Consider the following 25,285-nt stretch of genomic DNA (forward strand, 5'->3'; position numbering starts at 1 on the left):
CTCTTTACGCTGTCAGCTCAATTAATGATTTGCTTGGAATACTGTCATTCTAACCGATTAAGAAGACAGGGTGCGAATCAAGTTAGAGTAATCTTCTTTAATATCGTGGCTCTCTTCACGCAGCTGCTCAATCTTGCGACAAGCATGCAGTACCGTGGTGTGGTCACGACCACCAAATGCATCGCCGATTTCCGGCAAGCTGTGGTTGGTCAGCTCTTTTGCTAATGCCATTGCCAACTGGCGAGGACGAGCAACCGAGCGAGAGCGACGTTTAGACAGCAGGTCCGCCACTTTAATTTTGTAGTATTCCGCCACCGTCTTTTGAATGTTGTCGATGGTCACGAGCTTTTCTTGCAGTGCCAACAAGTCACGTAGCGCTTCACGAACGAAATCAATCGTAATTGGACGACCCGTAAAGTTTGCGTTTGCGATAACGCGGTTCAGTGCACCTTCGAGCTCACGAACATTTGAGCGTAGACGCTTAGCAATAAAGAAGGCCACTTCATCCGCTAGGTGGATTTGATGGTCTTCCGCTTTCTTCATCAAGATCGCCACGCGCGTTTCAAGTTCTGGTGGCTCGATCGCAACAGTCAGACCCCAACCAAAGCGAGATTTCAGACGATCTTCTACACCGCTGATCTCTTTTGGATAACGGTCAGACGTTAGAATGATCTGTTGGTTGCCTTCCAATAACGCGTTGAAGGTATGGAAAAATTCTTCCTGTGAACGCTCTTTATTAGCAAAGAATTGGATGTCATCGATAAGAAGTGCATCAACACTGCGGTAGTAACGTTTGAATTCTTCAATCGCGTTGTTTTGCAGTGCCTTTACCATATCTTGCACAAAACGCTCAGAGTGCATGTACACCACTTTTGCGTTTGGATTGTTATCCACAATTGCGTTGCCTACAGCGTGAAGCAAGTGCGTTTTACCTAAACCCGTACCACCATATAGGAAAAGTGGGTTGTAGGCTGCGCCTGGGTTATCTGAAACCTGACGTGCTGCCGCTAAACCAAGTTGGTTCGACTTACCTTCAACGAAGTTGTTGAACTTGTGTTTCGGGTTCACGTTTGAGCGGTGGTTGATGTTCGCGATCGCTTGAGCGTCGTCATCCCACGTTTTATGTACAGGTTTGCGAGCTTGTAATTGTGCAGGCGCTGAAGACTCAGCAGCCACATCGGCCGGCGTACGTGTCGGTACCGGCTTAGGCGCTGCAACTGGGCGGCTGCCCACTTCAAAGCGCAAGCTAGGGACGTCGTTACCGCAGTATTCTTGCAGTAAACGGTTGATGCTGTTCAGGTACTTGTCACGAACCCAGTCCAAAACAAAGCGGTTTGGGGCGAACAGAGTGAGAGTATTGTCATTGAGCTCCGCTTGTAACGGACGAACCCACATGCTGAATTCTGTAGCTGGTAGCTCTTCTTGAAGCTGCTGCAAACATTGCAACCAAAGCGAAGATGACACGGTGCCCCCACTGAGTATTTGAATTATCGGAAAAGACTGGCAATTTTACCTGTTGATAACCAAGATCGCCAGCAATTGATCGACGATCCAGTGAATAAGATCTAAGTTATTCACAATTATTTAGCTGAACATAGAGAGATCAACACATCTTGCCCCAAGATTGCCCACACAACGATCCACATTTGGGCAAAATCCGTCAGATCCAGTAATTGGTGATAACTCTGTGTATGAATTTTCCGTCACCGTTGTTTTTTGATCGCCACTCCTGCTCTTTTCGATCGTTTTTTCATCATTTATTGCTAATTTTTGCCTACTCTCTATACCAAATACGATCTTATTACTCTCAGGACTAGGTTATTGCACTTGGTTATTTATTTAATTGAGCTAACTGACAGTAGTATTTCCAACCATAAAAGTATGGAGATGTATTATGAAAAACTGGATTAAGGTTGCAGTTGCAGCCATCGCTTTGTCTGCTGCGACTGTTCAAGCAGCTGTCGACACTGCCGCTACTGAAGTAAAAGTAGGCATGTCTGGCCGCTACTTCCCATTCACCTTTGTGAAGCAAGATAAGCTGCAAGGTTTCGAAGTGGATATGTGGGATGAAATCGGTAAACGTAACGACTACAAGATCGAATACGTCACAGCGAACTTTTCTGGTTTGTTTGGCCTGTTAGAAACAGGTCGTATTGATACCATCTCAAACCAAATCACCATGACAGACGCACGTAAAGCGAAATACCTATTTGCTGATCCATACGTGGTAGATGGCGCTCAAATCACGGTACGTAAAGGCAATGACAGCATCCAAGGCGTGGAAGACCTAGCAGGCAAAACGGTTGCAGTTAACCTAGGCTCTAACTTTGAACAGTTGCTTCGCAGTTACGACAAAGACGGCAAGATTAACATCAAGACTTACGATACGGGTATTGAACATGATGTAGCGCTGGGCCGTGCTGATGCCTTCATCATGGACCGTTTGTCTGCACTAGAACTGATTAAGAAAACAGGTCTACCGCTGCAACTGGCGGGTGAACCATTTGAAACCATTGAAAACGCTTGGCCATTCGTTGATAACGAAAAAGGTCGTAAGCTACAGGCGGAAGTGAATAAAGCACTTGCAGAAATGCGCGCCGACGGAACAGTAGAGAAGATTTCAGTGAAATGGTTTGGTGCCGACATCACTAAGTAAAACTTTTCTTCTTTTAGGACGCAGAGCTTTATCTCGCGTCCTTTTTTAACTCAATGACAAGGTGGAACTTCGTATTCCACCTTTTCTTTTCTCAAGGTAAGTCGTATGGGATTTGATTTTAATTACATGTTGGAACTGCTGCCAATACTGCTCAAGTATCTTGGCACAACCATGGAAATGGCCACATGGGGATTGGTCTTTTCACTGATTTTAGCCATCATTTTAGCTAATATTCGCGTATTTAAGCTGCCAGTTCTCGATCAATTGAGCCAACTTTACATCAGCTTCTTCCGTGGGACACCACTTTTAGTTCAACTGTTTTTACTTTACTACGGCTTACCACAAATCTTCCCGATCATGGTCGGTCTTGATGCCTTCTCAGCGGCAGTGATTGGTTTAACACTGCATTTTGCCGCGTATATGGCGGAAAGCATCCGAGCCGCAATCATCGGCATTGATCGTAGCCAAATGGAAGCGAGCTTATCGGTTGGAATGACAACCCCACAGGCCATGCGCCGTGTGATTCTTCCGCAAGCAACCCGAGTTGCATTGCCATCTTTGATGAACTATTTCATCGATATGATTAAGTCGACTTCCCTCGCCTTCACTCTTGGTGTGGCAGAAATCATGGCCAAAGCACAAATGGAAGCGTCATCGAGTTTCCGCTTCTTTGAAGCGTTTCTTGCTGTCGCCCTAATTTACTGGGGGGTGGTTGTAATTCTGACGCGAGTACAAATTTGGGCAGAAGCGAAATTGAATAAGGCGTACGTACGATGATCAAATTAGAAAACATCCACAAACGCTTTGGTGACACTGAAGTGTTAAAAGGCATTGATCTCGATATCCAACAAGGTGAGATCATCGTCATTATAGGGTCCAGCGGTACGGGTAAATCGACACTACTGCGCACGGTGAACTTTCTTGAGCAAGCGGATGAAGGTCGCATCACCATTGATGACATTTCCGTCGACACACAAAAGCATACCAAAGCCGAAGTATTAGCCCTGCGACGCCGCACTGGGTTTGTTTTCCAAAACTATGCCTTGTTTGCCCATATGAATGCACGTCAGAACATCGCAGAGGGCTTGATCACGGTACGCGGTTGGAAGAAAGACGACGCACTTCAGCGTGCTCAAGAGATTCTGGATGACATCGGTCTTGGTGATAAAGGCGAAAGTTATCCAGCGGCATTGTCTGGTGGCCAACAACAACGTGTGGGCATCGGTCGAGCGATGGCACTTCAACCTGAACTGCTGCTGTTTGATGAGCCAACTTCTGCGTTGGATCCTGAATGGGTTGGAGAAGTTCTCTCATTAATGAAGAAGTTAGCTAACCAACATCAGACCATGTTGGTGGTCACACATGAAATGCAATTTGCGAAAGAAGTCGCTGACCGAGTGATCTTTATGGCCGAAGGCAACATTGTCGAGCAAGGTTCTCCACAAGATATCTTCGATAATCCACAAGATCCTCGACTGCAAAAATTCCTTAACCAAGTGGGGATAGAGTAAAGATCAAGCATCAAGATCAATCGATCCTTGAGATTTTACTCACACTACGTATAATCGCTCGGCCGGAATTTCGTACTCATGAGTCATTGACACATTATGTGAGTGTGATTACAATTCCGCCTCTTTGTTGAGAGGCGTCGGTTGCTTCTCTCTATATAAAGAGTTTCTTTATAAAGAAAGCATATTGCCCACGCCGGGTTTAACAAGAACCTAAAACTACTGATCAGTAAAGGTAATTATCATGAAACGCACTTTTCAACCTACAGTTCTAAAGCGCAAGCGTACTCACGGCTTCCGTGCTCGCATGGCAACTAAGAACGGTCGTAAAGTTATCAACGCACGTCGTGCAAAAGGCCGTGCGCGCCTATCAAAATAATCGCTAGTTTATTTTGAACACGTACGCGTTTAATCGGGAGTTACGCTTGTTAACTCCCGAGCATTATCAAAACGTCTTCCAGCAAGCTCATCGAGCTGGCTCGCCTCATTTCACCATCATTGCTCGCAATAACAAACTTTCTCACCCACGATTAGGTTTAGCTGTTCCGAAAAAGCAAATCAAAACTGCTGTCGGTCGAAACCGCTTTAAGCGTTTGGCTCGTGAAAGCTTTCGTAACAATCAACATCAACTTCCAAATAAAGATTTTGTTGTGATTGCCAAGAAAAGCGCGCAAGATTTAAGCAATGAGGAACTATTTAAGTTGTTTGATAAGCTATGGCATCGCCTGTCTCGCCCTTCACGTGGATAGCCATTGGGCTCGTTAATCTGTATCGCTGGTTTATCAGCCCTTTGATTGGTCCTCGTTGCCGGTTCACACCAACTTGTTCTACTTACGCACTAGAAGCTTTGAGAGCTCACGGTTTTGTAAAAGGATGTTGGTTATCAGGCAAACGTCTATTAAAATGCCACCCTTTGAATGAAGGGGGGTATGACCCCGTTCCACCAGTCCAAAAACAAGACAGAGATAACTAACGATGGATTCTCAACGTAATATCCTGCTCATCGCTCTGGCACTGGTTTCTTTCTTGCTATTTCAACAATGGCAAGTAGCAAAGAACCCAGCACCTCAAGCGGTTGAACAGGCTCAATCAAGCAGTACTCTACCTGCACCATCTTTTGCTGACGATCTAGACCCAGTTCCTGGTCAACAGCAAGCTTCTGCAAAAACTATCACAGTAACGACTGATGTTTTAACTCTGTCGATCGACACCGTTGGTGGCGATGTGGTACATGCCGACCTAAACAAATACGCTGCTGAACTTGATTCATCAGATCCTTTCGTTCTGCTTAAAGATACTAAAGGCCACCAGTTCATCGCACAAAGCGGTCTAGTGGGTCCTCAAGGTATTGACCTAAGCAGCACTAACCGTCCTCACTACAACGTGAGCGCAGACAGCTTTACTATGGCTGACGGTCAAGACGAACTACGTGTTCCAATGACTTTCACTGCGAACGGTATCGAATACACTAAGACTTACGTATTCACACGTGGCAGCTACGCGCTAAACGTAGAATACGATGTCGTGAACAACTCAGGTAACAATGCAACCTTTGGTATGTACGCTCACTTGCGTCAAAACCTAATGGACGCAGGCGGTAGCATCACGATGCCAACTTACCGTGGCGGTGCTTACTCAACTGAAGATGTTCGTTACAAGAAATACAGCTTCGAAGATATGCAGGATCGTAACCTGTCTATCAACCTGGCAGACGGCCAAGGTTGGGCAGCAATGATCCAACACTACTTCGCTGCAGCGTGGATCCCACGTAACGAACCAGGTACAAACCTATACACTCGCGTAATTGGTAACCTTGGCGATATCGGTGTTCGTATGCCGAACAAAACTATCGCAACAGGTGACCAAGCTCAGTTCGAAGCGACGCTATGGGTTGGCCCTAAACTACAAAATGAAATGGCAGCAGTAGCACCAAACCTAGACCTAGTTGTTGACTACGGTTGGTTATGGTTCATCGCTAAACCACTTCACTCACTGCTTGCTTTCATCCAAAGCTTCGTGGGTAACTGGGGTGTGGCAATCATCTGTTTGACCTTCATCGTTCGTGGTGCAATGTACCCACTAACGAAAGCGCAATACACATCTATGGCGAAAATGCGCATGCTACAGCCTAAACTGCAAGCAATGCGTGAACGTATCGGTGATGACCGTCAGCGTATGAGCCAAGAGATGATGGAACTGTATAAGAAAGAGAAAGTAAACCCACTGGGTGGCTGTTTACCTCTTATTCTACAGATGCCAATCTTCATCGCGCTATACTGGGCACTAATGGAATCGGTTGAGCTACGTCACTCACCATTCTTCGGTTGGATTCATGACCTTTCAGCGCAGGACCCGTACTACATCCTGCCACTTCTGATGGGTGCATCAATGTTCCTAATCCAGAAAATGAGCCCAACGACAGTAACGGATCCAATGCAGCAGAAGATCATGACCTTTATGCCGGTTATGTTCACCTTCTTCTTCTTGTTCTTCCCATCAGGCCTAGTTCTATACTGGTTGGTGTCGAACATCGTTACGCTAATCCAACAAACTTTGATTTACAAAGCGCTGGAGAAAAAAGGCTTACACACCAAGTAACCTTTTAGTAAAAGAATAAGAAAGGCGGCCAAAAGGTCGCCTTTTTGTTTTTGGCTGATTACAATTCAGCTAATTAATGGTTATGGCTCCCTAGGACTTCAAATCCTATAGCCCAGCTCAAAAGGCAAGATTATGACTACAGATACGATTGTCGCTCAAGCAACCGCACCGGGTCGTGGCGGTGTCGGCATTATTCGTGTTTCTGGCCCTAAGGCCAACCAAGTAGCACTAGAGGTAACCGGTAAAACCCTAAAGCCTCGCTACGCAGAATACCTGCCATTTCAAGCGGAAGATGGCACCGTGCTAGACCAAGGCATTGCCCTTTACTTCCCTAACCCACACTCGTTCACAGGCGAAGATGTGTTAGAGCTGCAGGGTCACGGTGGCCCCGTGGTAATGGACATGCTAATCAAGCGCATCTTGGGTATTGAGGGCGTTCGTGCCGCACGTCCTGGTGAGTTCTCTGAGCGCGCGTTCTTAAACGATAAGATGGATTTAACCCAAGCAGAGGCAATCGCTGACCTGATTGATGCTAGCTCTGAAGAAGCCGCAAAATCGGCACTTCAGTCGCTACAAGGTCAATTCTCACAGCGTATTCAAACGCTGGTGGAATCTCTTATTCATCTGCGTATCTACGTAGAAGCAGCTATCGACTTTCCTGAAGAAGAAATCGACTTTCTTGCAGATGGTAAAGTGTCTGGAGATTTGCAAGCCATCATCGACAACCTTGATGCCGTGCGTAAAGAAGCTAACCAAGGTGCGATCATGCGCGAGGGCATGAAAGTTGTCATTGCAGGTCGTCCTAATGCGGGTAAATCAAGCCTATTGAATGCACTGTCAGGTAAAGAGTCCGCCATCGTAACCGATATCGCAGGCACTACTCGTGACGTACTACGAGAGCACATCCATATTGATGGAATGCCACTGCACATCATCGATACTGCTGGTCTGCGTGACGCTTCAGATGAAGTAGAGAAAATCGGTATCGAACGCGCTTGGGACGAAATAGCACAAGCTGACCGTGTGCTTTTCATGGTGGACGGTACAACAACCGACGCCACCGATCCTAAAGACATCTGGCCTGATTTTGTCGATCGCTTGCCGAACAATATGGGCATGACAGTGATCCGTAATAAAGCGGATCAAACCGGTGAAAGCATGGGGATCTGCCACGTCAATGATCCAACCTTAATCCGCCTCTCAGCGAAGACGGGCTCAGGTGTGGATGCTTTGCGCACCCACTTAAAAGAGTGCATGGGCTTTTCTGGTAACACTGAAGGTGGTTTTATGGCGCGCCGTCGACACCTAGATGCACTAGAACGCGCAGCTCAACACCTTCAAATCGGCCAAGAGCAGCTAGAAGGGTACATGGCAGGGGAAATCCTCGCAGAAGAGCTACGCATTACTCAGCAGCACCTCAATGAAATTACTGGTGAGTTTAGCTCTGATGACTTACTCGGCCGAATTTTCTCTTCATTCTGTATCGGCAAATAATAAAATGCGCGGTGTTAGGCTTGAGCTTACCACCGCGTTTCTTTTTGTACTGATGCTCAGATACCTACGGGCGTTGGTATGACTCAATAAGGAAGACACATGATCCACATTATTACAGGCAGTACTTTAGGTGGCGCAGAATACGTAGGAGATCACTTAAGTGATCTCCTCAACGCAAACGGCTTCGAAACAACGATCCACAACCAGCCAGAGTTGTCTGCTATCGAGAATCAAGGCACTTGGTTGGTGATAACTTCAACTCACGGCGCGGGTGAATATCCAGATAACATTCAGCCTTTTATTGCTGCATTACAAAACACACCGCCTAAGATGGCAGACGTAAAGTTTGCTGTGATAGCGATTGGTGACTCAAGTTACGATACGTTCTGTGCTGCTGGCCAACATGCTTTCGACCTATTAGAAGACATTGGCGCAACACCAATCACAGACAGCTTGAAGATTGATGTACTTAGCTACGACGTACCTGAAGACGCCGCAGAAGTGTGGTTGAAGGAAAATCTGGCTCGCTTTTCTGCTTAATTCCTCTATCACAGAGTCGCATTGCGGCTCTGTTTCTCCCCATTGTGAATAACTTCTCTCAAAAAATTTTGTTCAACCGCTCAAAAAACACCCAAACCATCTGTGGATAAGTATACTAAGATCCGGTGACTTTCCTTTAGTTATCCAAATAATAACTTTGATCCATTTTTACCCCTGTGCATAAGTAGCGATTTTGATCTCAGGTAATCCTCGAACAGATCAAATCATGATCACAACTTTTGATCCAAAGAAGATCCATGATCTTGTTGATCATTTTCTACTTATCCACAGAAATGGTCGATCCTAATAATAGATCCAATAAAAGATCATATATATAGATCTTATATATATAGTCTTGGAGACTAAAATTTGAAAAGCGAGAAAACGATTCTCTCTCACAGAGAAAAAAGGTAAAATACCGCTCTTTTTTATCTGTCCATTAAATCCTTTGAATACCTGAGGTCAGTTCATGCTTTATCACGAAAACTTTGACGTCATTGTTGTCGGTGGCGGACACGCAGGAACGGAAGCCGCGCTCGCATCTGCACGCACAGGACAAAAAACGCTTCTCCTTACCCATAACATCGATACATTAGGCCAAATGTCTTGTAACCCAGCTATCGGTGGTATCGGTAAAGGTCACTTAGTAAAAGAAGTGGATGCTATGGGCGGTTTGATGGCAGAAGCTATCGACCATGCAGGTATTCAATTTCGAACACTGAACGCCTCTAAAGGTCCGGCAGTACGTGCAACACGTGCACAAGCGGACAGAGCGCTGTACAAAGCGTATGTTCGCGATGCATTAGAAAACGCCCCAAACCTTACGTTGTTCCAGCAATCGGTTGATGATCTAATTGTCGAGCAAGATCGAGCAGTTGGTGTGGTTACGCAAATGGGCCTTAAATTCCGAGCTAAAGCGGTGGTACTCACCGTTGGTACTTTCCTTGGCGGAAAGATCCACATTGGTATGGAAAGCTCATCTGGTGGCCGTGCTGGGGATCCACCGTCGATCGCATTAGCGGATCGACTACGCGAACTACCGTTCCGTGTGGATCGTCTAAAAACAGGCACACCACCACGTATTGATGCACGCAGTGTTGATTTCTCAGTGCTTGAAGCACAACATGGTGATAATCCAACGCCTGTATTTTCTTTCATGGGTAATCGTGATCAACATCCACGTCAAATCCCATGTTTTATTACGCACACCAATGAGCAAACTCATGAGGTGATCCGTAATAACCTCGATCGTAGCCCAATGTATGCGGGTGTGATCGAAGGTATCGGTCCACGTTACTGCCCGTCTATCGAAGACAAGGTGATGCGCTTTGCAGATAAAAACAGCCATCAGATTTTCATCGAGCCAGAAGGTCTAACAACGCACGAGTTATATCCGAACGGTATATCCACCAGCCTGCCATTTGACGTACAAGTGCAAATTGTTCGTTCAATGAAAGGTTTTGAAAACGCACATATCGTTCGTCCAGGCTATGCGATTGAGTACGATTTCTTCGACCCTCGTGATTTGAAGCAAACGTACGAAACCAAATTCATCAGTGGTCTATTCTTTGCTGGGCAAATCAACGGTACGACTGGTTACGAAGAAGCTGCAGCGCAAGGTTTAATGGCTGGCCTGAACGCTAGTCTGCATAGTCAAGACAAAGAAGGTTGGAGCCCACGCCGTGATCAAGCTTACATGGGCGTGCTGATTGACGATTTGTCGACCATGGGTACCAAAGAACCATACCGCATGTTTACGTCTCGTGCTGAATACCGTCTGTTGCTGCGTGAAGATAACGCCGACTTACGTTTGACGGAAAAAGCGCGAGAACTTGGTTTGATTAATGATGTTCGTTGGGCACGTTTCAATGAAAAAATCGACAACATGGAAACCGAGCGTCAACGTCTGAAATCGACGTGGATGAATCCGAATTCTGCAGGTATCGATGAGCTAAACAAGCTATTGAAAACGCCAATGGCACGTGAAGCTAGCGGTGAAGATCTTCTTCGTCGTCCTGAGATCTCGTATTCACAACTGACGCAACTTGATGCGTTCGCACCAGCACTCGACGATCAACAAGCATCAGAGCAAGTTGAAATTCAAGTGAAATACGATGGTTACATTAAGCGCCAGCAAGAAGAGATTGAAAAATCATTGCGTCATGAGCATACCAAGTTACCAACTGATCTGAATTACAAAGACGTGAAAGGTCTTTCTAATGAAGTTGTAGCTAAGTTGACGGAAGCAAAACCGGAAAGTATCGGGATTGCCTCTCGAATTTCAGGTATTACCCCTGCGGCAATTTCTATTTTGCTGGTTCACTTGAAAAAACACGGCTTGCTGAAAAAAGGCGAGGACGAGTAAATGAGCGCACTACGCACAAAACTGGATGCCCTAATCGAAAAAACCGATTTAGAGGTATCTGAAAAACAACGCGAGCAGTTGGTCGGCTATGTCGAACTGCTCGACAAGTGGAACAAAGCGTATAACCTCACATCGGTTCGTGATCCACTTGAGATGTTAGTGAAACATATTCTTGATAGCATAGTGGTTAGCGCTCACTTACAAGGCGAGCGTTTTATCGATGTGGGTACTGGCCCTGGTTTACCAGGTATTCCTCTGGCCATAATGAGTCCTGATAAAACGTTCTTCTTGCTAGATAGTCTAGGCAAACGCATTCGTTTTATTAAACAAGTGGTTCATACGCTAGGTCTGAAAAATGTGACGCCTATTCAAAGTCGTGTCGAAGAATTCCAACCAGAAGAAAAATTTGATGGCGTTCTGAGTCGAGCTTTTGCTTCAATGACGGACATGGTGGAATGGTGTCACCATCTGCCTAAACAAGATAACGGGGTGTTCCTAGCACTGAAAGGACAGCACCCTAAAGATGAAATGGATCAGCTTCCTGAATGGTGTAGTGTGACAGAGATCATATCTTTAGCTGTTCCTGAGTTGGAAGGTGATCGTCATCTAGTAATCTTATCGCGCAAGGAAAATTAGCGAGGTAATCGTGGGTAAAATAGTAGCAATCGCCAACCAGAAAGGTGGGGTCGGCAAAACAACAACGTGCATTAACTTAGCAGCTTCGATGGCGGCAACAAAGCGCAAGGTTTTGGTGATCGATCTCGACCCTCAAGGTAATGCTACTATGGCCAGTGGTGTCGACAAATACATGGTTGACGCCACGGCGTATGATCTTCTGGTTGAAGATACCCCGTTTGAACAAGTGGTTTGCACTGAAACCACTGGTAAATACGATCTTATCGCTGCGAACGGAGACGTTACCGCTGCGGAAATCAAATTGATGGAAGTGTTCGCTCGCGAAGTTCGTTTAAAAAACGCACTTGCGCCAGTTCGCGATAACTATGATTTCATCTTTATTGATTGTCCTCCTTCTCTAAACCTTCTTACAATCAATGCCATGGCCGCAGCCGACTCTGTGCTGGTGCCGATGCAATGTGAATACTTTGCGTTAGAAGGTTTAACTGCTCTTATGGATACAATCAGCAAGTTAGCGGCCGTGGTCAATGAAAACCTCAAAATCGAAGGTTTACTGCGTACGATGTACGATCCACGTAACCGCCTGTCTAATGAAGTATCCGATCAACTTAAAAAACACTTTGGTAGTAAAGTTTACCGTACCGTGATCCCACGTAATGTGCGTTTGGCCGAAGCGCCGAGCCACGGTAAACCGGCAATGTACTATGACAAGTACTCCGCAGGCGCCAAAGCGTATCTTGCTCTAGCGGGCGAAATGCTCCGCCGCGAAGAAATCCCAGTTTAACTCTAACCTAAGGAATTCATCCCATGTCTAAGCGTGGTCTAGGAAAAGGGCTGGATGCGCTGTTGTCGACCAGTTCGCTGGCTCGTGAAAAACAGCATATTGCATCGCACAGCCAAGCATTGTCGGCAGATGGTGAACTGACGGATTTAGCGATCGGTCAATTGCAACCGGGTGTTTACCAACCGCGTAAAGATATGGCGCCAGAAGCCCTAGAAGAGCTAGCGGCTTCGATTCAATCACAAGGCATCATTCAACCTATCGTTGTACGTCAAGTCGCAGGCGGTCAGTTTGAAATTATCGCTGGTGAGCGCCGTTGGCGCGCTGCTAAGCAAGCAGGGTTGAAACGTGTTCCTTGCTTGGTGAAAAAGGTTGAAGACCGAGCAGCCATCGCAATGGCGCTGATTGAGAACATTCAACGTGAAGACTTGAATGTGATTGAAGAAGCGCAAGCGCTTGAGCGTTTGCAAGATGAATTCACGCTGACTCATCAGCAAGTGGCCGATGTAATTGGCAAATCAAGAACGACCGTCAGTAACTTATTACGTCTGAATCAATTAGAAATTGACGTAAAAGGTCTGGTCGCCAATAAAAAATTAGAAATGGGTCATGCTCGAGCATTGTTGGCTTTAGAAGGCGAACAACAAATTGAAGTAGCCCTGCAAGTCGCTAAGAAGCAAATGACAGTTCGCCAAACCGAACAGTTAGTAAAAAAGTGCTTAGCGCCACAAAATGAGCAAAAAGCGCAACAAGAAGATACCGAAGCGGAGCAAATGTCGCATAAATTGAGTCAACTGCTTGATGCTAAGGTTTCTTTGGTCCGTTCTGCAAACGGCAAAGCGAAAGTGACGATAAGTCTTGATGAGCCTCACAAATTGGATCAACTGATTGCCAAGCTAGAGGCCTAGATGAGATAATTGATTTAGGTCAATTAATCAATTTAATCGAATTTTGTGTGAAAGTTGTCGGATTGTAAACAAAACTGTAAGTTTTTGATGCAATATAATTGCATTCAATTGTTCTCACCGTATAATTTTCGCCAATTTCCCTGCACATAGAGTTTAGTGCGAAGTGGATATTACTAGAGGTACGAATACATGGTAGCTGCGTTAGCTAGACCAGGACGAGAGCTCGCAAAGCAATTGTTAATGATCCAGTCTGGCGCGGTTATTTTTGTGGCGGCAGGAATGGCGGTGGCCGTGAATCCTGAATGGGGATTTTCAGCGTTGGTTGGTGGTGGCATTTTTGTCGTTGCCAATGCAGTATTCGCGCTCTTTGCTTTTATGTTTAGTGGGGCTCGCGCTGCAAAGCGTATTGCAGCTTCATTTTTCACAGGCGAAGCTCTGAAAATTCTCATCACGGTTGCGCTATTCTACGTTGCCTACATGTATATGCAGGTGGAACTTGTTCCCCTCAAACTAACCTATTTGCTGGTACTAGGTATTAATATCTGTGCACCAGTGCTATTCATTAACAACAAAAAATAGGATGAGTTATGGCTGCGCCAGGTGAAGCGCTAACATCGTCCGGATACATTGCCCACCACTTATCAAACCTTTCTTTAGCTAAGTTAGGCTTGGTAGCGGATGAAGCAAGTTTCTGGAACGTACATATCGATAGCCTGTTTTTTTCTTGGTTTACTGGTTTAATTTTCCTCGGAATTTTTTACAAAGTAGCGAAGGGAACAACAGCGGGTGTACCGGGTAAGCTTCAGTGTGCTGTAGAAATGATCGTTGAATTTGTCGCGGAAAACGTCAAAGACACGTTCCATGGACGCAACCCACTGATCGCGCCTTTAGCACTGACTATCTTTTGTTGGGTATTCTTGATGAACGTGATGGACTTAGTCCCGATCGACTTCTTGCCTTACCCAGCAGAGCATTGGCTAGGTATCCCTTACCTTAAGGTTGTACCGTCTGCTGATGTGAATATCACCATGGCTATGGCTCTAGGCGTTTTCGCATTGATGATTTACTACAGCATCAAAGTGAAAGGTCTAGGTGGATTCGCAAAAGAACTTGCACTACATCCATTCAATCACCCACTAATGATTCCGTTTAACCTACTGATCGAAGTGGTATCGCTACTAGCGAAGCCTCTTTCTCTTGGTATGCGTCTATTCGGTAACATGTTCGCGGGTGAGGTTGTATTCATTCTTTGTGCGGCAATGCTACCATGGTACTTACAATGGATGGGTTCACTACCGTGGGCAATCTTCCATATCTTGGTTATTACGATTCAAGCCTTCGTATTCATGATGTTGACAATTGTTTACCTGTCAATGGCACACGAAGACGCTGATCATTAATTTTTTAAGCTTTTTATTTGGGCACTAAGCCAACAACTATAAATTGGAGATAGTAATGGAAACTTTACTGAGCTTTTCTGCAATCGCCGTAGGTATTATCGTCGGTCTTGCTTCTCTTGGTACAGCGATTGGTTTCGCACTGCTAGGTGGTAAATTCCTAGAAGGTGCTGCACGTCAACCAGAAATGGCTCCTATGCTACAAGTTAAGATGTTCATCATCGCAGGTCTACTTGATGCGGTTCCAATGATCGGTATCGTAATCGCGCTACTATTCACTTTCGCAAACCCATTTGTGGGTCAACTAGCAGGCTAATTAACAACTCTGTTAATTGTATTTTTGTAGTTGATTCTTAAAAGGGAGTAGCTGTTGTGAATATAAACGCAACTCTGCTAGGTCAAGCAATCTCGTTCGCACTATTTGTGTGGTTCTGCATGAAGTATGTATGGCCACCGTTGATGCAAGCGATCGAAGAACGTCAGAAGAAAATTGCTGATGGTCTTCAAGCAGCAGAACGTGCTGCAAAAGACTTGGATCTAGCACAAGCCAACGCTTCTGATCAGATGAAAGAAGCGAAGCGCACAGCAACTGAGATCATCGACCAAGCGAATAAGCGTAAGTCTCAAATTATTGATGAAGCTCGCGAGGAAGCTCAGGCAGAACGCCAGAAAATCCTAGCGCAAGCGGAAGCAGAACTTGAAGCTGAACGTAATCGTGCACGCGATGAGCTGCGCAAACAAGTTGCTACTCTGGCTGTAGCTGGTGCCGAGAAAATCCTTGAGCGTACTATCGATAAAGACGCTCAGAAAGATATTCTCGACAACATTACTGCAAAACTTTAAGTCTGGGGGCGCATATGTCTGATTTGACTACAATCGCACGCCCCTATGCTAAAGCAGCTTTTGACTTTGCTGTAGACAAAGACCAGTTGGACCAATGGGGCCAAATGTTGTCTTTCGCTACTGAAGTTGCCAAAAACGAACAAATGAATGAACTTTTAACCGGTTCTGTTTCCGCCGAGAAAATGGCAGAAATTTTTGTTGCAGTTTGCGGTGAACAAGTTGATGCGCACGGTCAAAACCTGATTAAGGTTATGGCTGAGAATGGTCGTTTAACGGCCCTTCCCGATGTTTGTGAGCAATTCTTCTTATTGAAGAAAGAACATGAGAAAGAAATCGATGTTGAAGTCATTTCAGCAAGCGAACTTTCTGATGAACAGCTAGCAAATATTGGCAGCAAACTTGAAGTGCGTCTTGAACGCAAAGTGAAGCTGAATTGCAGCGTAGATGAGACCCTACTTGGTGGGGTTATTATTCGAGCCGGAGACCTAGTCATCGATGACTCAGCGCGAGGTCGTTTGAACCGCCTGAGCGATGCATTGCAGTCTTAATGGGGATTGGAGCATGCAACTTAATTCCACGGAAATTAGCGATCTAATCAAACAACGCATCGAATCTTTCGACGTTGTTAGTGAAGCTCGCAACGAGGGTACTATCGTATCGGTAAGCGATGGTATCATCCGCATCCACGGCCTAGCGGACGTGATGCAAGGTGAAATGATTGAATTACCGGGTGGCCGTTATGCACTAGCACTTAACCTTGAGCGTGACTCGGTTGGTGCGGTAGTAATGGGCCCATATGCTGACCTTAAGGAAGGCATGAAAGTTACAGGTACTGGCCGCATTCTTGAAGTGCCAGTTGGTCCAGAACTACTAGGTCGCGTAGTAAACACGCTAGGTGAACCTATCGATGGTAAAGGTCCAATCGAAGCAAAACTGACTTCGCCTGTAGAAGTAATCGCACCAGGTGTAATCGACCGTAAATCGGTAGACCAACCTGTACAAACTGGCTACAAATCAGTTGACTCAATGATCCCAATCGGTCGTGGTCAGCGTGAACTTGTAATCGGTGACCGTCAGACTGGTAAAACAGCAATGGCGATCGATGCGATTATCAACCAGAAAGACTCTGGTATTTTCTCAATCTACGTAGCAATCGGTCAGAAAGCATCGACTATCGCTAACGTAGTTCGCAAACTAGAAGAGCACGGCGCGCTAGCTAACACTATCGTTGTTGTTGCATCTGCTTCTGAATCTGCAGCGCTACAATACCTAGCGCCATACGCAGGTTGTGCGATGGGTGAATACTTCCGCGATCGCGGTGAAGACGCACTGATTGTTTACGATGATCTATCTAAGCAAGCGGTAGCTTACCGTCAGATCTCTCTACTACTAAAACGTCCACCAGGCCGTGAGGCATTCCCAGGTGACGTATTCTACTTACACTCTCGTCTACTAGAGCGTGCAGCTCGTGTAAACGAAGAGTACGTAGAGCGTTTCACTAACGGTGAAGTGAAAGGTAAGACTGGTTCTCTAACTGCTCTTCCTATCATCGAAACTCAAGCAGGTGACGTTTCAGCATTCGTACCGACTAACGTAATCTCGATTACCGATGGTCAGATCTTCCTACAAACTGAGCTATTCAACGCGGGTGTTCGCCCAGCCGTTGACCCAGGTATCTCAGTATCTCGTGTAGGTGGTTCAGCTCAGACGAAAATCATCAAGAAGCTATCTGGCGGTATCCGTACTGCACTAGCTCAGTACCGTGAACTAGCGGCATTCGCACAGTTCTCGTCTGACCTTGATGAAGCGACGAAGAAACAGCTAGACCACGGTCAAAAAGTAACAGAACTAATGAAGCAGAAGCAGTACGCTCCAATGTCTGTATTTGACCAAGCACTAGTTATCTTCGCGGCAGAGCGCGGCTATTTAGCAGATGTTGAACTAAACAAACTGCTAGATTTTGAAGCGGCTCTACTATCGTATGCTCGCGGTCAATACGCTGAATTTGCAGCTGAGATCGACAAGTCGGGTGCGTACAACGATGAAGTTGAAGCTCAGTTGAAGAAGCTGACTGACGACTTCGTAGCAACCCAAACTTGGTAATTAGGTCGGTGGCAGTTTCTGCCACCAACTAACGGAGAGTAACGATGGCCGGCGCAAAAGAGATACGTAATAAAATCGGTAGTGTTAAAAGCACGCAGAAAATTACGAAAGCGATGGAAATGGTAGCAGCTTCAAAAATGCGTCGTTCTCAAGATGCAATGGAAGCTTCTCGTCCATACGCTGAAACAATGCGTAAAGTGATCGGTCATGTGGCAAACGCAAACCTAGAGTACCGTCATCCGTACCTAGAAGAGCGTGAAGCCAAGCGTGTTGGTTACATCATCGTTTCTACAGACCGTGGCCTGTGTGGCGGCTTGAACATTAACGTGTTCAAAAAAGCTGTGACAGATATGCAGGCTTGGAAAGAGAAAGGTGCAGAAGTTGAACTGGCAGTTGTTGGTTCAAAAGCGACAGCATTTTTCAAAAGCAGTGGCGCAAAAGTTGCTGCTCAGGTTTCAGGTCTGGGTGATAGCCCAAGCCTTGAAGACCTAATCGGTTCTGTAAGCGTAATGCTAAAGAAATACGATGAGGGTGAATTGGATCGCCTGTACGTAGTGTTTAACAAATTTGTGAATACTATGGTTCAGCAACCAACGATCGATCAATTGCTACCTTTGCCTAAATCGGACAGCGAAGAGATGCAGCGTGAGCATTCATGGGATTACATCTATGAGCCTGAACCAAAACCTCTACTGGACACACTTCTAGTGCGTTACGTAGAGTCTCAGGTTTACCAAGGTGTGGTTGAGAACCTTGCTTGTGAGCAAGCGGCTCGAATGATTGCGATGAAAGCTGCAACGGATAACGCGAGTGACCTGATTGAAGACTTAGAACTTGTGTACAACAAAGCCCGTCAGGCTGCGATTACACAAGAACTGTCTGAAATCGTATCAGGTGCTGCAGCGGTTTAAGCTTAGGTTAAACGAAATAGTTTAGAGGATTAACGATGGCTACAGGTAAGGTCGTACAGATCATTGGTGCGGTAGTCGACGTAGAGTTCCCACAGAGCAATGTACCTAGTGTATATGACGCTCTAAACGTTACGGACTCAAAAGAGCGTCTTGTTCTTGAAGTTCAGCAACAGCTAGGCGGTGGCGTAGTTCGTTGTATCGTAATGGGTAGCTCTGATGGTTTACGTCGCGGAGTTGAAGTGGTTAACACTGGCGCTCCAATTTCAGTACCAGTAGGTACTAAAACCCTAGGTCGTATCATGAACGTTCTAGGTGACGCGATTGATGAGTGTGGTGAGATCGGTGCGGAAGAGCTTTACTCTATCCACCGTGAAGCACCAAGCTACGAAGAGCAATCAAACGAAACTGCACTTCTAGAAACCGGTGTTAAAGTAATCGACTTGATTTGTCCATTCGCTAAGGGTGGTAAAATCGGTCTATTCGGTGGTGCAGGTGTAGGTAAGACCGTTAACATGATGGAGCTTATCAACAACATCGCACTTCAACACTCAGGTCTATCTGTGTTTGCAGGTGTTGGTGAGCGTACTCGTGAAGGTAACGATTTCTACTTTGAGATGCAGGAAGCGGGTGTTGTAAACATCGAGAAACCTGAAGAATCAAAAGTAGCAATGGTTTACGGTCAGATGAACGAGCCACCGGGCAACCGTCTACGTGTTGCTCTGACAGGTCTAACGATGGCTGAGCGTTTCCGTGATGAAGGTCGTGACGTTCTATTGTTTATCGATAACATCTACCGTTACACGCTTGCAGGTACAGAAGTATCAGCACTTCTAGGTCGTATGCCATCTGCGGTAGGTTACCAGCCTACGCTTGCAGAAGAAATGGGTGTACTACAGGAGCGTATCACGTCAACTAAGCAAGGTTCTATCACGTCTGTACAGGCGGTATACGTACCAGCGGATGACTTGACTGACCCATCTCCAGCAACAACGTTCGCGCACTTGGATGCAACGGTTGTACTTAACCGTAACATCGCAGCAATGGGTCTATACCCTGCGATCGACCCACTGGATTCTACATCTCGTATGCTAGATCCATTGGTTGTTGGTCAAGACCACTACGACACAGCTCGTGGTGTTCAGCAGACTCTTCAGCGCTACAAAGAGCTGAAAGACATCATCGCGATTCTAGGTATGGACGAGCTATCTGAAGAAGATAAGCAAGTTGTATCTCGTGCACGTAAGATTGAGCGTTTCCTAACTCAGCCTTACCACGTAGCGGAAGTATTTACAGGTGACCCTGGTGTTTACGTACCTCTTAAAGAGACTCTACGTGGCTTTAAAGGTCTACTAGCTGGTGAATACGATGACATTCCAGAGCAAGCGTTCATGTACTGCGGTTCGATTGACGATGCTATCGAGAATGCGAAGAAGCTATAAGGCTAACTAGGAGGCGATATGGCACCAATAACCTTTCACCTAGACGTAGTAAGCGCTGAGAAACGCATTTTCTCAGGTCGCGTTGAAACGTTTCAGGTGACCGGTAGCGAAGGTGAGCTGGGTATTTTCCACGGCCACACTCCGCTCCTGTCCGCTATTAAGCCTGGTATGGTGCGTATTGTGAAACAGCACGGCCACGAAGAGTTCATTTATGTCTCTGGTGGTATGGTCGAAGTTCAGCCTGGTACTGCTACAGTACTGGCTGATACAGCGATTCGTGGTGAAGATCTAGACGCAGCGAAGGCAGAAGAAGCCAAGCGTCGCGCTGAGGAGCAAATCCAGAATCAGCATGGCGACATGGACTTCGCACAAGCGGCCAGTGAACTGGCTAAAGCCATTGCTCAGCTACGAGTTATCGAGCTGACCAAAAAGCGTCGCTAAGCTCTATTAGCAACGTTGCATGAAAAAGGCGGCCATTTGGTCGCCTTTTTGATTAATTTTAGTAGGAAATTTACCTCCCACCATTAACTATTCCCTTCAAGCTGTTTAAAATAACGCCCAATTAAAATAGAACGTCAATAGGTTGATAATGAAATTCAGTGCTGTAATTCTTGCTGCGGGTAAAGGTACTCGTATGTATTCGAACATGCCTAAAGTGCTACATACTTTGGCAGGGAAGCCGATGGCAAAACATGTTATCGATACATGTACAGGCCTTGGCGCACAAAACATCCACCTCGTATTTGGTCACGGTGGTGATCAAATGAAGCAGACGCTTGCAGAGGAGCCAGTAACATGGGTGCTTCAGGCAGAGCAATTAGGTACTGGTCACGCGGTTGATCAAGCTGCACCGCAATTCGAAGATGACGAGAAAGTACTAATACTGTACGGCGATGTTCCACTGATTTCTGCGGAAACTATTGAAAACCTTTTAGATGCACAGCCTACGGGTGGTATCGCATTGCTAACGGTGATACTGGATAACCCAATGGGCTATGGTCGTATCATTCGTAAAAATGGCCCTGTTGTGGCTATCGTTGAACAAAAAGATGCGACAGAAGAGCAGAAGCTCATCAAAGAAATCAACACTGGCGTAATGGTAGCAACTGGTGGTGATCTAAAACGCTGGCTTGCTGGCTTGAACAATGAAAACGCGCAAGGTGAATATTACCTAACTGACGTTATCGCGGCCGCGCACGATGAAGGTCGTGCGGTAGAGGCAGTACACCCAGTAAACGCGATTGAAGTGGAAGGCGTTAACGATCGTGCTCAACTGGCTCGTTTAGAGCGTGCATTCCAATCAATGCAAGCACAGAAACTGCTAGAACAAGGCGTTATGCTGCGTGATCCAGCACGTTTCGATTTACGCGGTGAACTGCAATGCGGTATGGACTGTGAAATCGACGTCAATGTGATCATCGAAGGCAACGTTTCACTAGGTGATAACGTAGTGATTGGTACTGGCTGCGTTCTAAAAGATTGTGAAATCGATGATAACACCATTGTTCGTCCTTACAGTGTGATTGAAGGTGCTACCGTTGGTGAAGAATGTACCGTTGGCCCATTCACACGCCTACGTCCTGGCGCAGAGATGCGTAACGACTCTCACGTGGGCAACTTCGTAGAAGTGAAAAACGCGCGTATCGGTGAAGGCTCTAAAGCGAACCACCTAACTTACCTAGGTGATGCAGAAATCGGTCAACGTACTAACATCGGCGCGGGTACCATCACTTGTAACTACGATGGTGCGAACAAGTTCAAGACCATCATTGGCAACGACGTTTTCGTTGGTTCAGACAGCCAACTTATCGCGCCAGTGACAGTTGCGGATGGTGCAACCATTGGTGCTGGTACTACGTTAACCAAAGATGTCGCTGAAGGTGAGCTTGTGATCTCTCGCGCGAAAGAGCGCAAAATTACCGGTTGGCAACGTCCAGTTAAGAAAAAGTAAGCTTAATTCGCTTACTTCAAAAAAAACAAAGCCGCTCTTGATGAGCGGCTTTGTTGTATCTGGTGTTGTGAAAGATAGAGTTTAGTGACTTGGGATCGCTATGCGCTTCTCTAACCAGCGCACCGCTTGAGAGACCAAAAGAATCAGTACCAAATACTCTAAGACGAGAAACGTATAGATCTCTAATGGCAAGTACTCATTCACGACCAATTCATTAGCCCGTCTCGTTAAGTCACTTAAACCTATTACGCTGACCAACGAACTCATTTTAAGGATATAAACGAATTGATTCCCCAGTGGAGGGAGAATTTGTCGGAAAGCTTGGGGAAGAATCACCAAACGCATTTTTTGCCAATAGTTTAATCCAAGTGACTCTGCTGCTTCATGTTGGCCACGACTGATAGCTTGGATCCCGCCTCTAAATACTTCTGCCATGAAGGCACTTTCTGCAATGGTTAACGCAATCACACCTGCCCAAAAATGATTCAGTGATACGTCTAGCAGCGTCGGCATGCCGTAATACACCCAAAGCAGCAGTACCAAAACAGGAATAGAGCGGATCACCTCCACATAAACACGGTTTATCCACTTGAGTATTGGAGAGTCAGAGAGCGCGGGTAGGGCGATGAGCAATCCAATCGTCATCGCAAACAACATACTGAGCAATGACACTTGGATCGTGTCATTAAAGCCTGCGACCAGAAATCTGATGTTTGTCAGCCCTTGTTCGGTCGATGGATCAAGAACATACCAGCCCCATTGGTAGTCAGAGCAACCGGTGAGAAAAAGCAATGAAACGAGGCACAGATGTCTATAGTTCACAATTACTCCCTGAACTGACTAAAAAACTTCCTTTGTTGCTGCTATGTTATCAATGAAGCCGTACTAATGGTTAATAATTAAAGGGAATATCTCCCACTCTCATTCTTTTAAGGGAATAGAAAATGAAAAAAACGTTGCTTGCTCTAGGAATGTGCCTGCTTGCGATAACTCAAGTCGCTCATGCAGAAAGTCGTCTACAAGAGATATTGGACAAAGGTGTGTTACGTGTCGGGACGACAGGGGATTGGAACCCGATGACGATGAAAGATCCTGCGACCAATAGTTATCGTGGTTTTGATATCGATGTCACCGCTGAGCTTGCTAAAGATCTGGGCGTTAAGGTGGAATACGTTGCGACCGATTGGAAAACACTGGTTAACGGTATCACGGCCAACAAATACGATATTACAGGTAGCGCGTCATTGAATATGTCACGCGCAAAAGTAGCAGGTTATAGCCAACCGTATTTTTATCTTGCGTTTGTACCTGTGGTGCAAAAGAAAGATCTAGCAAAATTCTCTGATTGGGCAGACTTCGATAAGCCAGATGTGAAAGTAGCAGCGACGCTGGGAACGGTTCAAGAGAAGTTGGTCAAAGATTTCTTTCCATCTGCGCAGCATATTGTGATTGAAGCGCCAGCACGTGACTTCCAAGAATTGCTAGCTCGCCGTGCCGACGTATCGGTAACATCAAATGTAGAAGCGGCCACGCTGGTGGAGAAGTTTAAACAGTTGGCGATTGTTCCAGTTAAAGAGCCGCGCAAACCAACCCCAATTGCGATGCTCTTGCCTCAAGATGACCAAGTATGGATAAATTACATCAACCACTGGGTTGAGCTTAAGAAGACTCAAGGCTTCTTTAAGCAAACTGCTGAAAAATGGGGCTTGAAGAGTATGTAAGCTCTTATTCTTAGCTATCCTAGAAAAACAAAGAGCCGCATAGTGCGGCTCTTATTTATTGCTTTATAGACTGAGTTTGAAGGTGTTTTAAAGCTCGTCTTCACTCACCACACGAGCATTGTCAGGTGTCGTGAAGTGCTGAGACAATTCACGGTTAGATAGAATGTAACCCATCCACAGACCACCCATACAAATCACAATCGCAACACCGGTCACCATTTGAGCTTGGCTCGCCATTGCTGCAACGAGTGCGCTTGATAGGCTGCTCACGGTAATTTGCAGGCTGTTTTGTAGGCCAGCAGCCGTAGCTGGACTTTGCTGAGCACTTGCTAATGCGCGGTTTACTACGATTGGATAAAGTGCACCGTTAGCAACCGCAATCAAACAGAATGGCGCTAGGATTGGCCAGATAGAGGTCAGTTGCCATTGTGACGCAGCGAAGATAAGCAGTGCAGCAACACTAAACAGGCCAATCAACTGACGCAGAATCTTCTCGTCACCGTATTTGCGAACGCCAACCTTACCTAAGTAACCACCCACCATGAAGGCGATAGTTTGTGGAATAAAGCTTAAACCAATATCCTTCGCTTCATAGCCAAGTTGAGACATGATCTCTGGCATACCGGTTAAGTAAGCAAAGAAAGCCGCAGACGCAGTAGCAAACATAAACACGTTACCTAGGTAAGTTTTAGAACCTAGTAGTGACTTGATGTCTGAAGACATACTGGTTTGTTTTGCCTCTACTTTTTCATCTTTCTGAGCCATAGTTGCTACAACGAGTAGTACACCCATTAGCGTCAATGCAACAAAAATACTGTGCCAGCCAAAGCTGTCTGCCAATAACACACCTAATTGAGGTGCGAGTGCTGGTGATAGCGCAACCAAAGGCATAATGGTGGCAAAAATTTGCTGGCTTTGGCTAGAGTGACGTTTAATCACCATCGCTTGCCAGATCACAGCAGGAGCACAAACACCAATCGCTTGAACGAAGCGCAGTGCGAGTAGTTGCCATACTTGCTCACTGAACGCGAGACCAAATGAGGCTATGGTAAACAGAACCAAACCTGCGGCCAACGTATTACGATGTCCAAATTTGTCTGAAGCCAAGCCCCACATCAACTGACCAAAAGCCATACCAACAAGAAATACGGTCAGAGAAAGTGCGATTTGTTCAGGGCCTGTAGCAAAATCGATTTCCATTGCTTTGAATGCCGGTAAGTACATATCGGTAGCAATAAAGCCGAGCATTGATAAGGCTGCGAGATAAACAAGCTGTAGTTTTGAGATTTTCATGATTCAACCAATCAAATTATTTAATCATTTATTGTTCAGTATCAGTTAGCGCTAACCCTGATTTATTTACCTTGCCATTCTATTTTTCGATTTTAAGAAAATAAAACGCTAAAATTATTAGTTATCAATCAAATTTTTTGA

27 protein-coding genes are annotated in these 25,285 nt (G+C 45.8%); 24 read left to right on the forward strand and 3 right to left on the reverse strand.

The genetic code is table 11. From position 1 onward, the window contains the following. Nucleotides 1–57: 57 nt before the first annotated feature. Complete coding sequence (gene dnaA / locus OQJ86_RS13605; protein WP_038870205.1) at nucleotides 58–1,464, reverse strand: chromosomal replication initiator protein DnaA; 1,407 nt, start codon at nucleotides 1,462–1,464, stop codon at nucleotides 58–60. 430 nt (nucleotides 1,465–1,894) lie between these two features. Between dnaA and OQJ86_RS13610 the strand changes: the two genes are divergently transcribed. The 23 genes from OQJ86_RS13610 to glmU all read left to right on the forward strand — a co-directional run bounded on the left by OQJ86_RS13610 (nucleotide 1,895) and on the right by glmU (nucleotide 22,130). Then, nucleotides 1,895–2,656 (forward strand): amino acid ABC transporter substrate-binding protein, encoded by a 762-nt coding sequence (locus OQJ86_RS13610; protein WP_038875186.1) that lies wholly within the window; start codon nucleotides 1,895–1,897, stop codon nucleotides 2,654–2,656. Between the two features lie 105 nt (nucleotides 2,657–2,761). Continuing rightward, entirely contained in the window at nucleotides 2,762–3,433 is a 672-nt protein-coding gene (locus tag OQJ86_RS13615) for an amino acid ABC transporter permease (protein ID WP_038870202.1), read from the forward strand. Continuing rightward, complete coding sequence (locus OQJ86_RS13620) at nucleotides 3,430–4,167, forward strand: amino acid ABC transporter ATP-binding protein (protein WP_045401032.1); 738 nt, start codon at nucleotides 3,430–3,432, stop codon at nucleotides 4,165–4,167. The genes OQJ86_RS13615 and OQJ86_RS13620 overlap by 4 nt, the downstream gene beginning before the upstream one ends. A gap of 241 nt (nucleotides 4,168–4,408) precedes the next feature. Next, nucleotides 4,409–4,543: a 50S ribosomal protein L34 gene (rpmH, locus tag OQJ86_RS13625; protein WP_005378825.1), complete on the forward strand. Its 135-nt coding sequence runs from the start codon at nucleotides 4,409–4,411 to the stop codon at nucleotides 4,541–4,543. A 46-nt stretch (nucleotides 4,544–4,589) separates the two neighbouring features. After that, the gene (gene rnpA, locus OQJ86_RS13630; protein WP_009699098.1) at nucleotides 4,590–4,913 is read left to right on the forward strand and encodes a ribonuclease P protein component; all 324 of its coding nucleotides are present in this window, start codon (nucleotides 4,590–4,592) and stop codon (nucleotides 4,911–4,913) included. Then, the gene (yidD, locus tag OQJ86_RS13635; RefSeq protein ID WP_005451046.1) at nucleotides 4,880–5,137 is read left to right on the forward strand and encodes a membrane protein insertion efficiency factor YidD; all 258 of its coding nucleotides are present in this window, start codon (nucleotides 4,880–4,882) and stop codon (nucleotides 5,135–5,137) included. The genes rnpA and yidD overlap by 34 nt, the downstream gene beginning before the upstream one ends. 2 nt (nucleotides 5,138–5,139) lie before the next feature. Next, nucleotides 5,140–6,762, forward strand: coding sequence for a membrane protein insertase YidC (gene yidC / locus OQJ86_RS13640; protein ID WP_039977916.1), 1,623 nt, complete (start codon nucleotides 5,140–5,142; stop codon nucleotides 6,760–6,762). A gap of 132 nt (nucleotides 6,763–6,894) precedes the next feature. After that, nucleotides 6,895–8,256: a tRNA uridine-5-carboxymethylaminomethyl(34) synthesis GTPase MnmE gene (gene mnmE, locus OQJ86_RS13645; protein WP_039977918.1), complete on the forward strand. Its 1,362-nt coding sequence runs from the start codon at nucleotides 6,895–6,897 to the stop codon at nucleotides 8,254–8,256. A 99-nt stretch (nucleotides 8,257–8,355) separates the two neighbouring features. Continuing rightward, the gene (mioC, locus tag OQJ86_RS13650; RefSeq protein ID WP_265988099.1) at nucleotides 8,356–8,796 is read left to right on the forward strand and encodes an FMN-binding protein MioC; all 441 of its coding nucleotides are present in this window, start codon (nucleotides 8,356–8,358) and stop codon (nucleotides 8,794–8,796) included. 469 nt (nucleotides 8,797–9,265) lie between these two features. Further along, a complete protein-coding gene (gene mnmG / locus OQJ86_RS13655) occupies nucleotides 9,266–11,161 on the forward strand; it encodes a tRNA uridine-5-carboxymethylaminomethyl(34) synthesis enzyme MnmG (protein ID WP_104037485.1) in 1,896 nt (631 codons plus the stop codon). Then, complete coding sequence (rsmG, locus tag OQJ86_RS13660; protein ID WP_038875192.1) at nucleotides 11,162–11,797, forward strand: 16S rRNA (guanine(527)-N(7))-methyltransferase RsmG; 636 nt, start codon at nucleotides 11,162–11,164, stop codon at nucleotides 11,795–11,797. A gap of 10 nt (nucleotides 11,798–11,807) precedes the next feature. Next, nucleotides 11,808–12,581, forward strand: a complete 774-nt coding sequence (locus OQJ86_RS13665) for a ParA family protein (protein WP_038870193.1) — start codon at nucleotides 11,808–11,810, stop codon at nucleotides 12,579–12,581. Nucleotides 12,582–12,604: 23 nt separating this feature from the next. Continuing rightward, complete coding sequence (locus OQJ86_RS13670; RefSeq protein WP_038875194.1) at nucleotides 12,605–13,486, forward strand: ParB/RepB/Spo0J family partition protein; 882 nt, start codon at nucleotides 12,605–12,607, stop codon at nucleotides 13,484–13,486. Between the two features lie 189 nt (nucleotides 13,487–13,675). Continuing rightward, nucleotides 13,676–14,065, forward strand: coding sequence for a F0F1 ATP synthase subunit I (locus tag OQJ86_RS13675; protein WP_038870191.1), 390 nt, complete (start codon nucleotides 13,676–13,678; stop codon nucleotides 14,063–14,065). A gap of 8 nt (nucleotides 14,066–14,073) precedes the next feature. Then, nucleotides 14,074–14,886 carry a F0F1 ATP synthase subunit A gene (atpB, locus tag OQJ86_RS13680; protein WP_020195196.1) on the forward strand — a complete coding sequence of 271 codons (813 nt, stop codon included), beginning with the start codon at nucleotides 14,074–14,076 and terminating at the stop codon, nucleotides 14,884–14,886. A 55-nt stretch (nucleotides 14,887–14,941) separates the two neighbouring features. Further along, the gene (atpE, locus tag OQJ86_RS13685) at nucleotides 14,942–15,199 is read left to right on the forward strand and encodes a F0F1 ATP synthase subunit C (protein ID WP_005372317.1); all 258 of its coding nucleotides are present in this window, start codon (nucleotides 14,942–14,944) and stop codon (nucleotides 15,197–15,199) included. A 56-nt stretch (nucleotides 15,200–15,255) separates the two neighbouring features. After that, the gene (gene atpF, locus OQJ86_RS13690; protein ID WP_005451032.1) at nucleotides 15,256–15,726 is read left to right on the forward strand and encodes a F0F1 ATP synthase subunit B; all 471 of its coding nucleotides are present in this window, start codon (nucleotides 15,256–15,258) and stop codon (nucleotides 15,724–15,726) included. Between the two features lie 14 nt (nucleotides 15,727–15,740). After that, nucleotides 15,741–16,274, forward strand: a complete 534-nt coding sequence (gene atpH / locus OQJ86_RS13695; protein ID WP_038870190.1) for a F0F1 ATP synthase subunit delta — start codon at nucleotides 15,741–15,743, stop codon at nucleotides 16,272–16,274. A gap of 13 nt (nucleotides 16,275–16,287) precedes the next feature. Next, complete coding sequence (atpA, locus tag OQJ86_RS13700; protein WP_038870189.1) at nucleotides 16,288–17,829, forward strand: F0F1 ATP synthase subunit alpha; 1,542 nt, start codon at nucleotides 16,288–16,290, stop codon at nucleotides 17,827–17,829. A 44-nt stretch (nucleotides 17,830–17,873) separates the two neighbouring features. Continuing rightward, nucleotides 17,874–18,740, forward strand: a complete 867-nt coding sequence (atpG, locus tag OQJ86_RS13705; protein WP_038870188.1) for a F0F1 ATP synthase subunit gamma — start codon at nucleotides 17,874–17,876, stop codon at nucleotides 18,738–18,740. A gap of 35 nt (nucleotides 18,741–18,775) precedes the next feature. Next, on the forward strand, nucleotides 18,776–20,179 hold the full coding sequence (atpD, locus tag OQJ86_RS13710) for a F0F1 ATP synthase subunit beta (protein ID WP_038870187.1): 1,404 nt from the start codon (nucleotides 18,776–18,778) through the stop codon (nucleotides 20,177–20,179). An 18-nt stretch (nucleotides 20,180–20,197) separates the two neighbouring features. Further along, the gene (locus OQJ86_RS13715; protein ID WP_005429758.1) at nucleotides 20,198–20,620 is read left to right on the forward strand and encodes a F0F1 ATP synthase subunit epsilon; all 423 of its coding nucleotides are present in this window, start codon (nucleotides 20,198–20,200) and stop codon (nucleotides 20,618–20,620) included. A gap of 148 nt (nucleotides 20,621–20,768) precedes the next feature. Beyond that, nucleotides 20,769–22,130, forward strand: coding sequence for a bifunctional UDP-N-acetylglucosamine diphosphorylase/glucosamine-1-phosphate N-acetyltransferase GlmU (gene glmU / locus OQJ86_RS13720; protein WP_265988100.1), 1,362 nt, complete (start codon nucleotides 20,769–20,771; stop codon nucleotides 22,128–22,130). 81 nt (nucleotides 22,131–22,211) lie between these two features. Here the strand turns inward: glmU and OQJ86_RS13725 are convergent, their stop codons facing one another. Next, entirely contained in the window at nucleotides 22,212–22,952 is a 741-nt protein-coding gene (locus OQJ86_RS13725) for an amino acid ABC transporter permease (RefSeq protein ID WP_038870185.1), read from the reverse strand. A 122-nt stretch (nucleotides 22,953–23,074) separates the two neighbouring features. On the opposite strand from OQJ86_RS13725, the gene OQJ86_RS13730 reads away from it, so the two are divergent. Next, nucleotides 23,075–23,851: a transporter substrate-binding domain-containing protein gene (locus tag OQJ86_RS13730; RefSeq protein ID WP_045422210.1), complete on the forward strand. Its 777-nt coding sequence runs from the start codon at nucleotides 23,075–23,077 to the stop codon at nucleotides 23,849–23,851. An 87-nt stretch (nucleotides 23,852–23,938) separates the two neighbouring features. On the opposite strand, the gene punC is transcribed toward OQJ86_RS13730, so the two are convergent. Further along, nucleotides 23,939–25,144, reverse strand: a complete 1,206-nt coding sequence (gene punC / locus OQJ86_RS13735) for a purine nucleoside transporter PunC (protein WP_054757045.1) — start codon at nucleotides 25,142–25,144, stop codon at nucleotides 23,939–23,941. Between the last annotated feature and the right edge of the window lie 141 nt (nucleotides 25,145–25,285).

The sequence above is a fragment of the Vibrio sp. Sgm 5 genome, assembly GCF_026241575.1.
Lineage (GTDB): Bacteria > Pseudomonadota > Gammaproteobacteria > Enterobacterales > Vibrionaceae > Vibrio > Vibrio jasicida.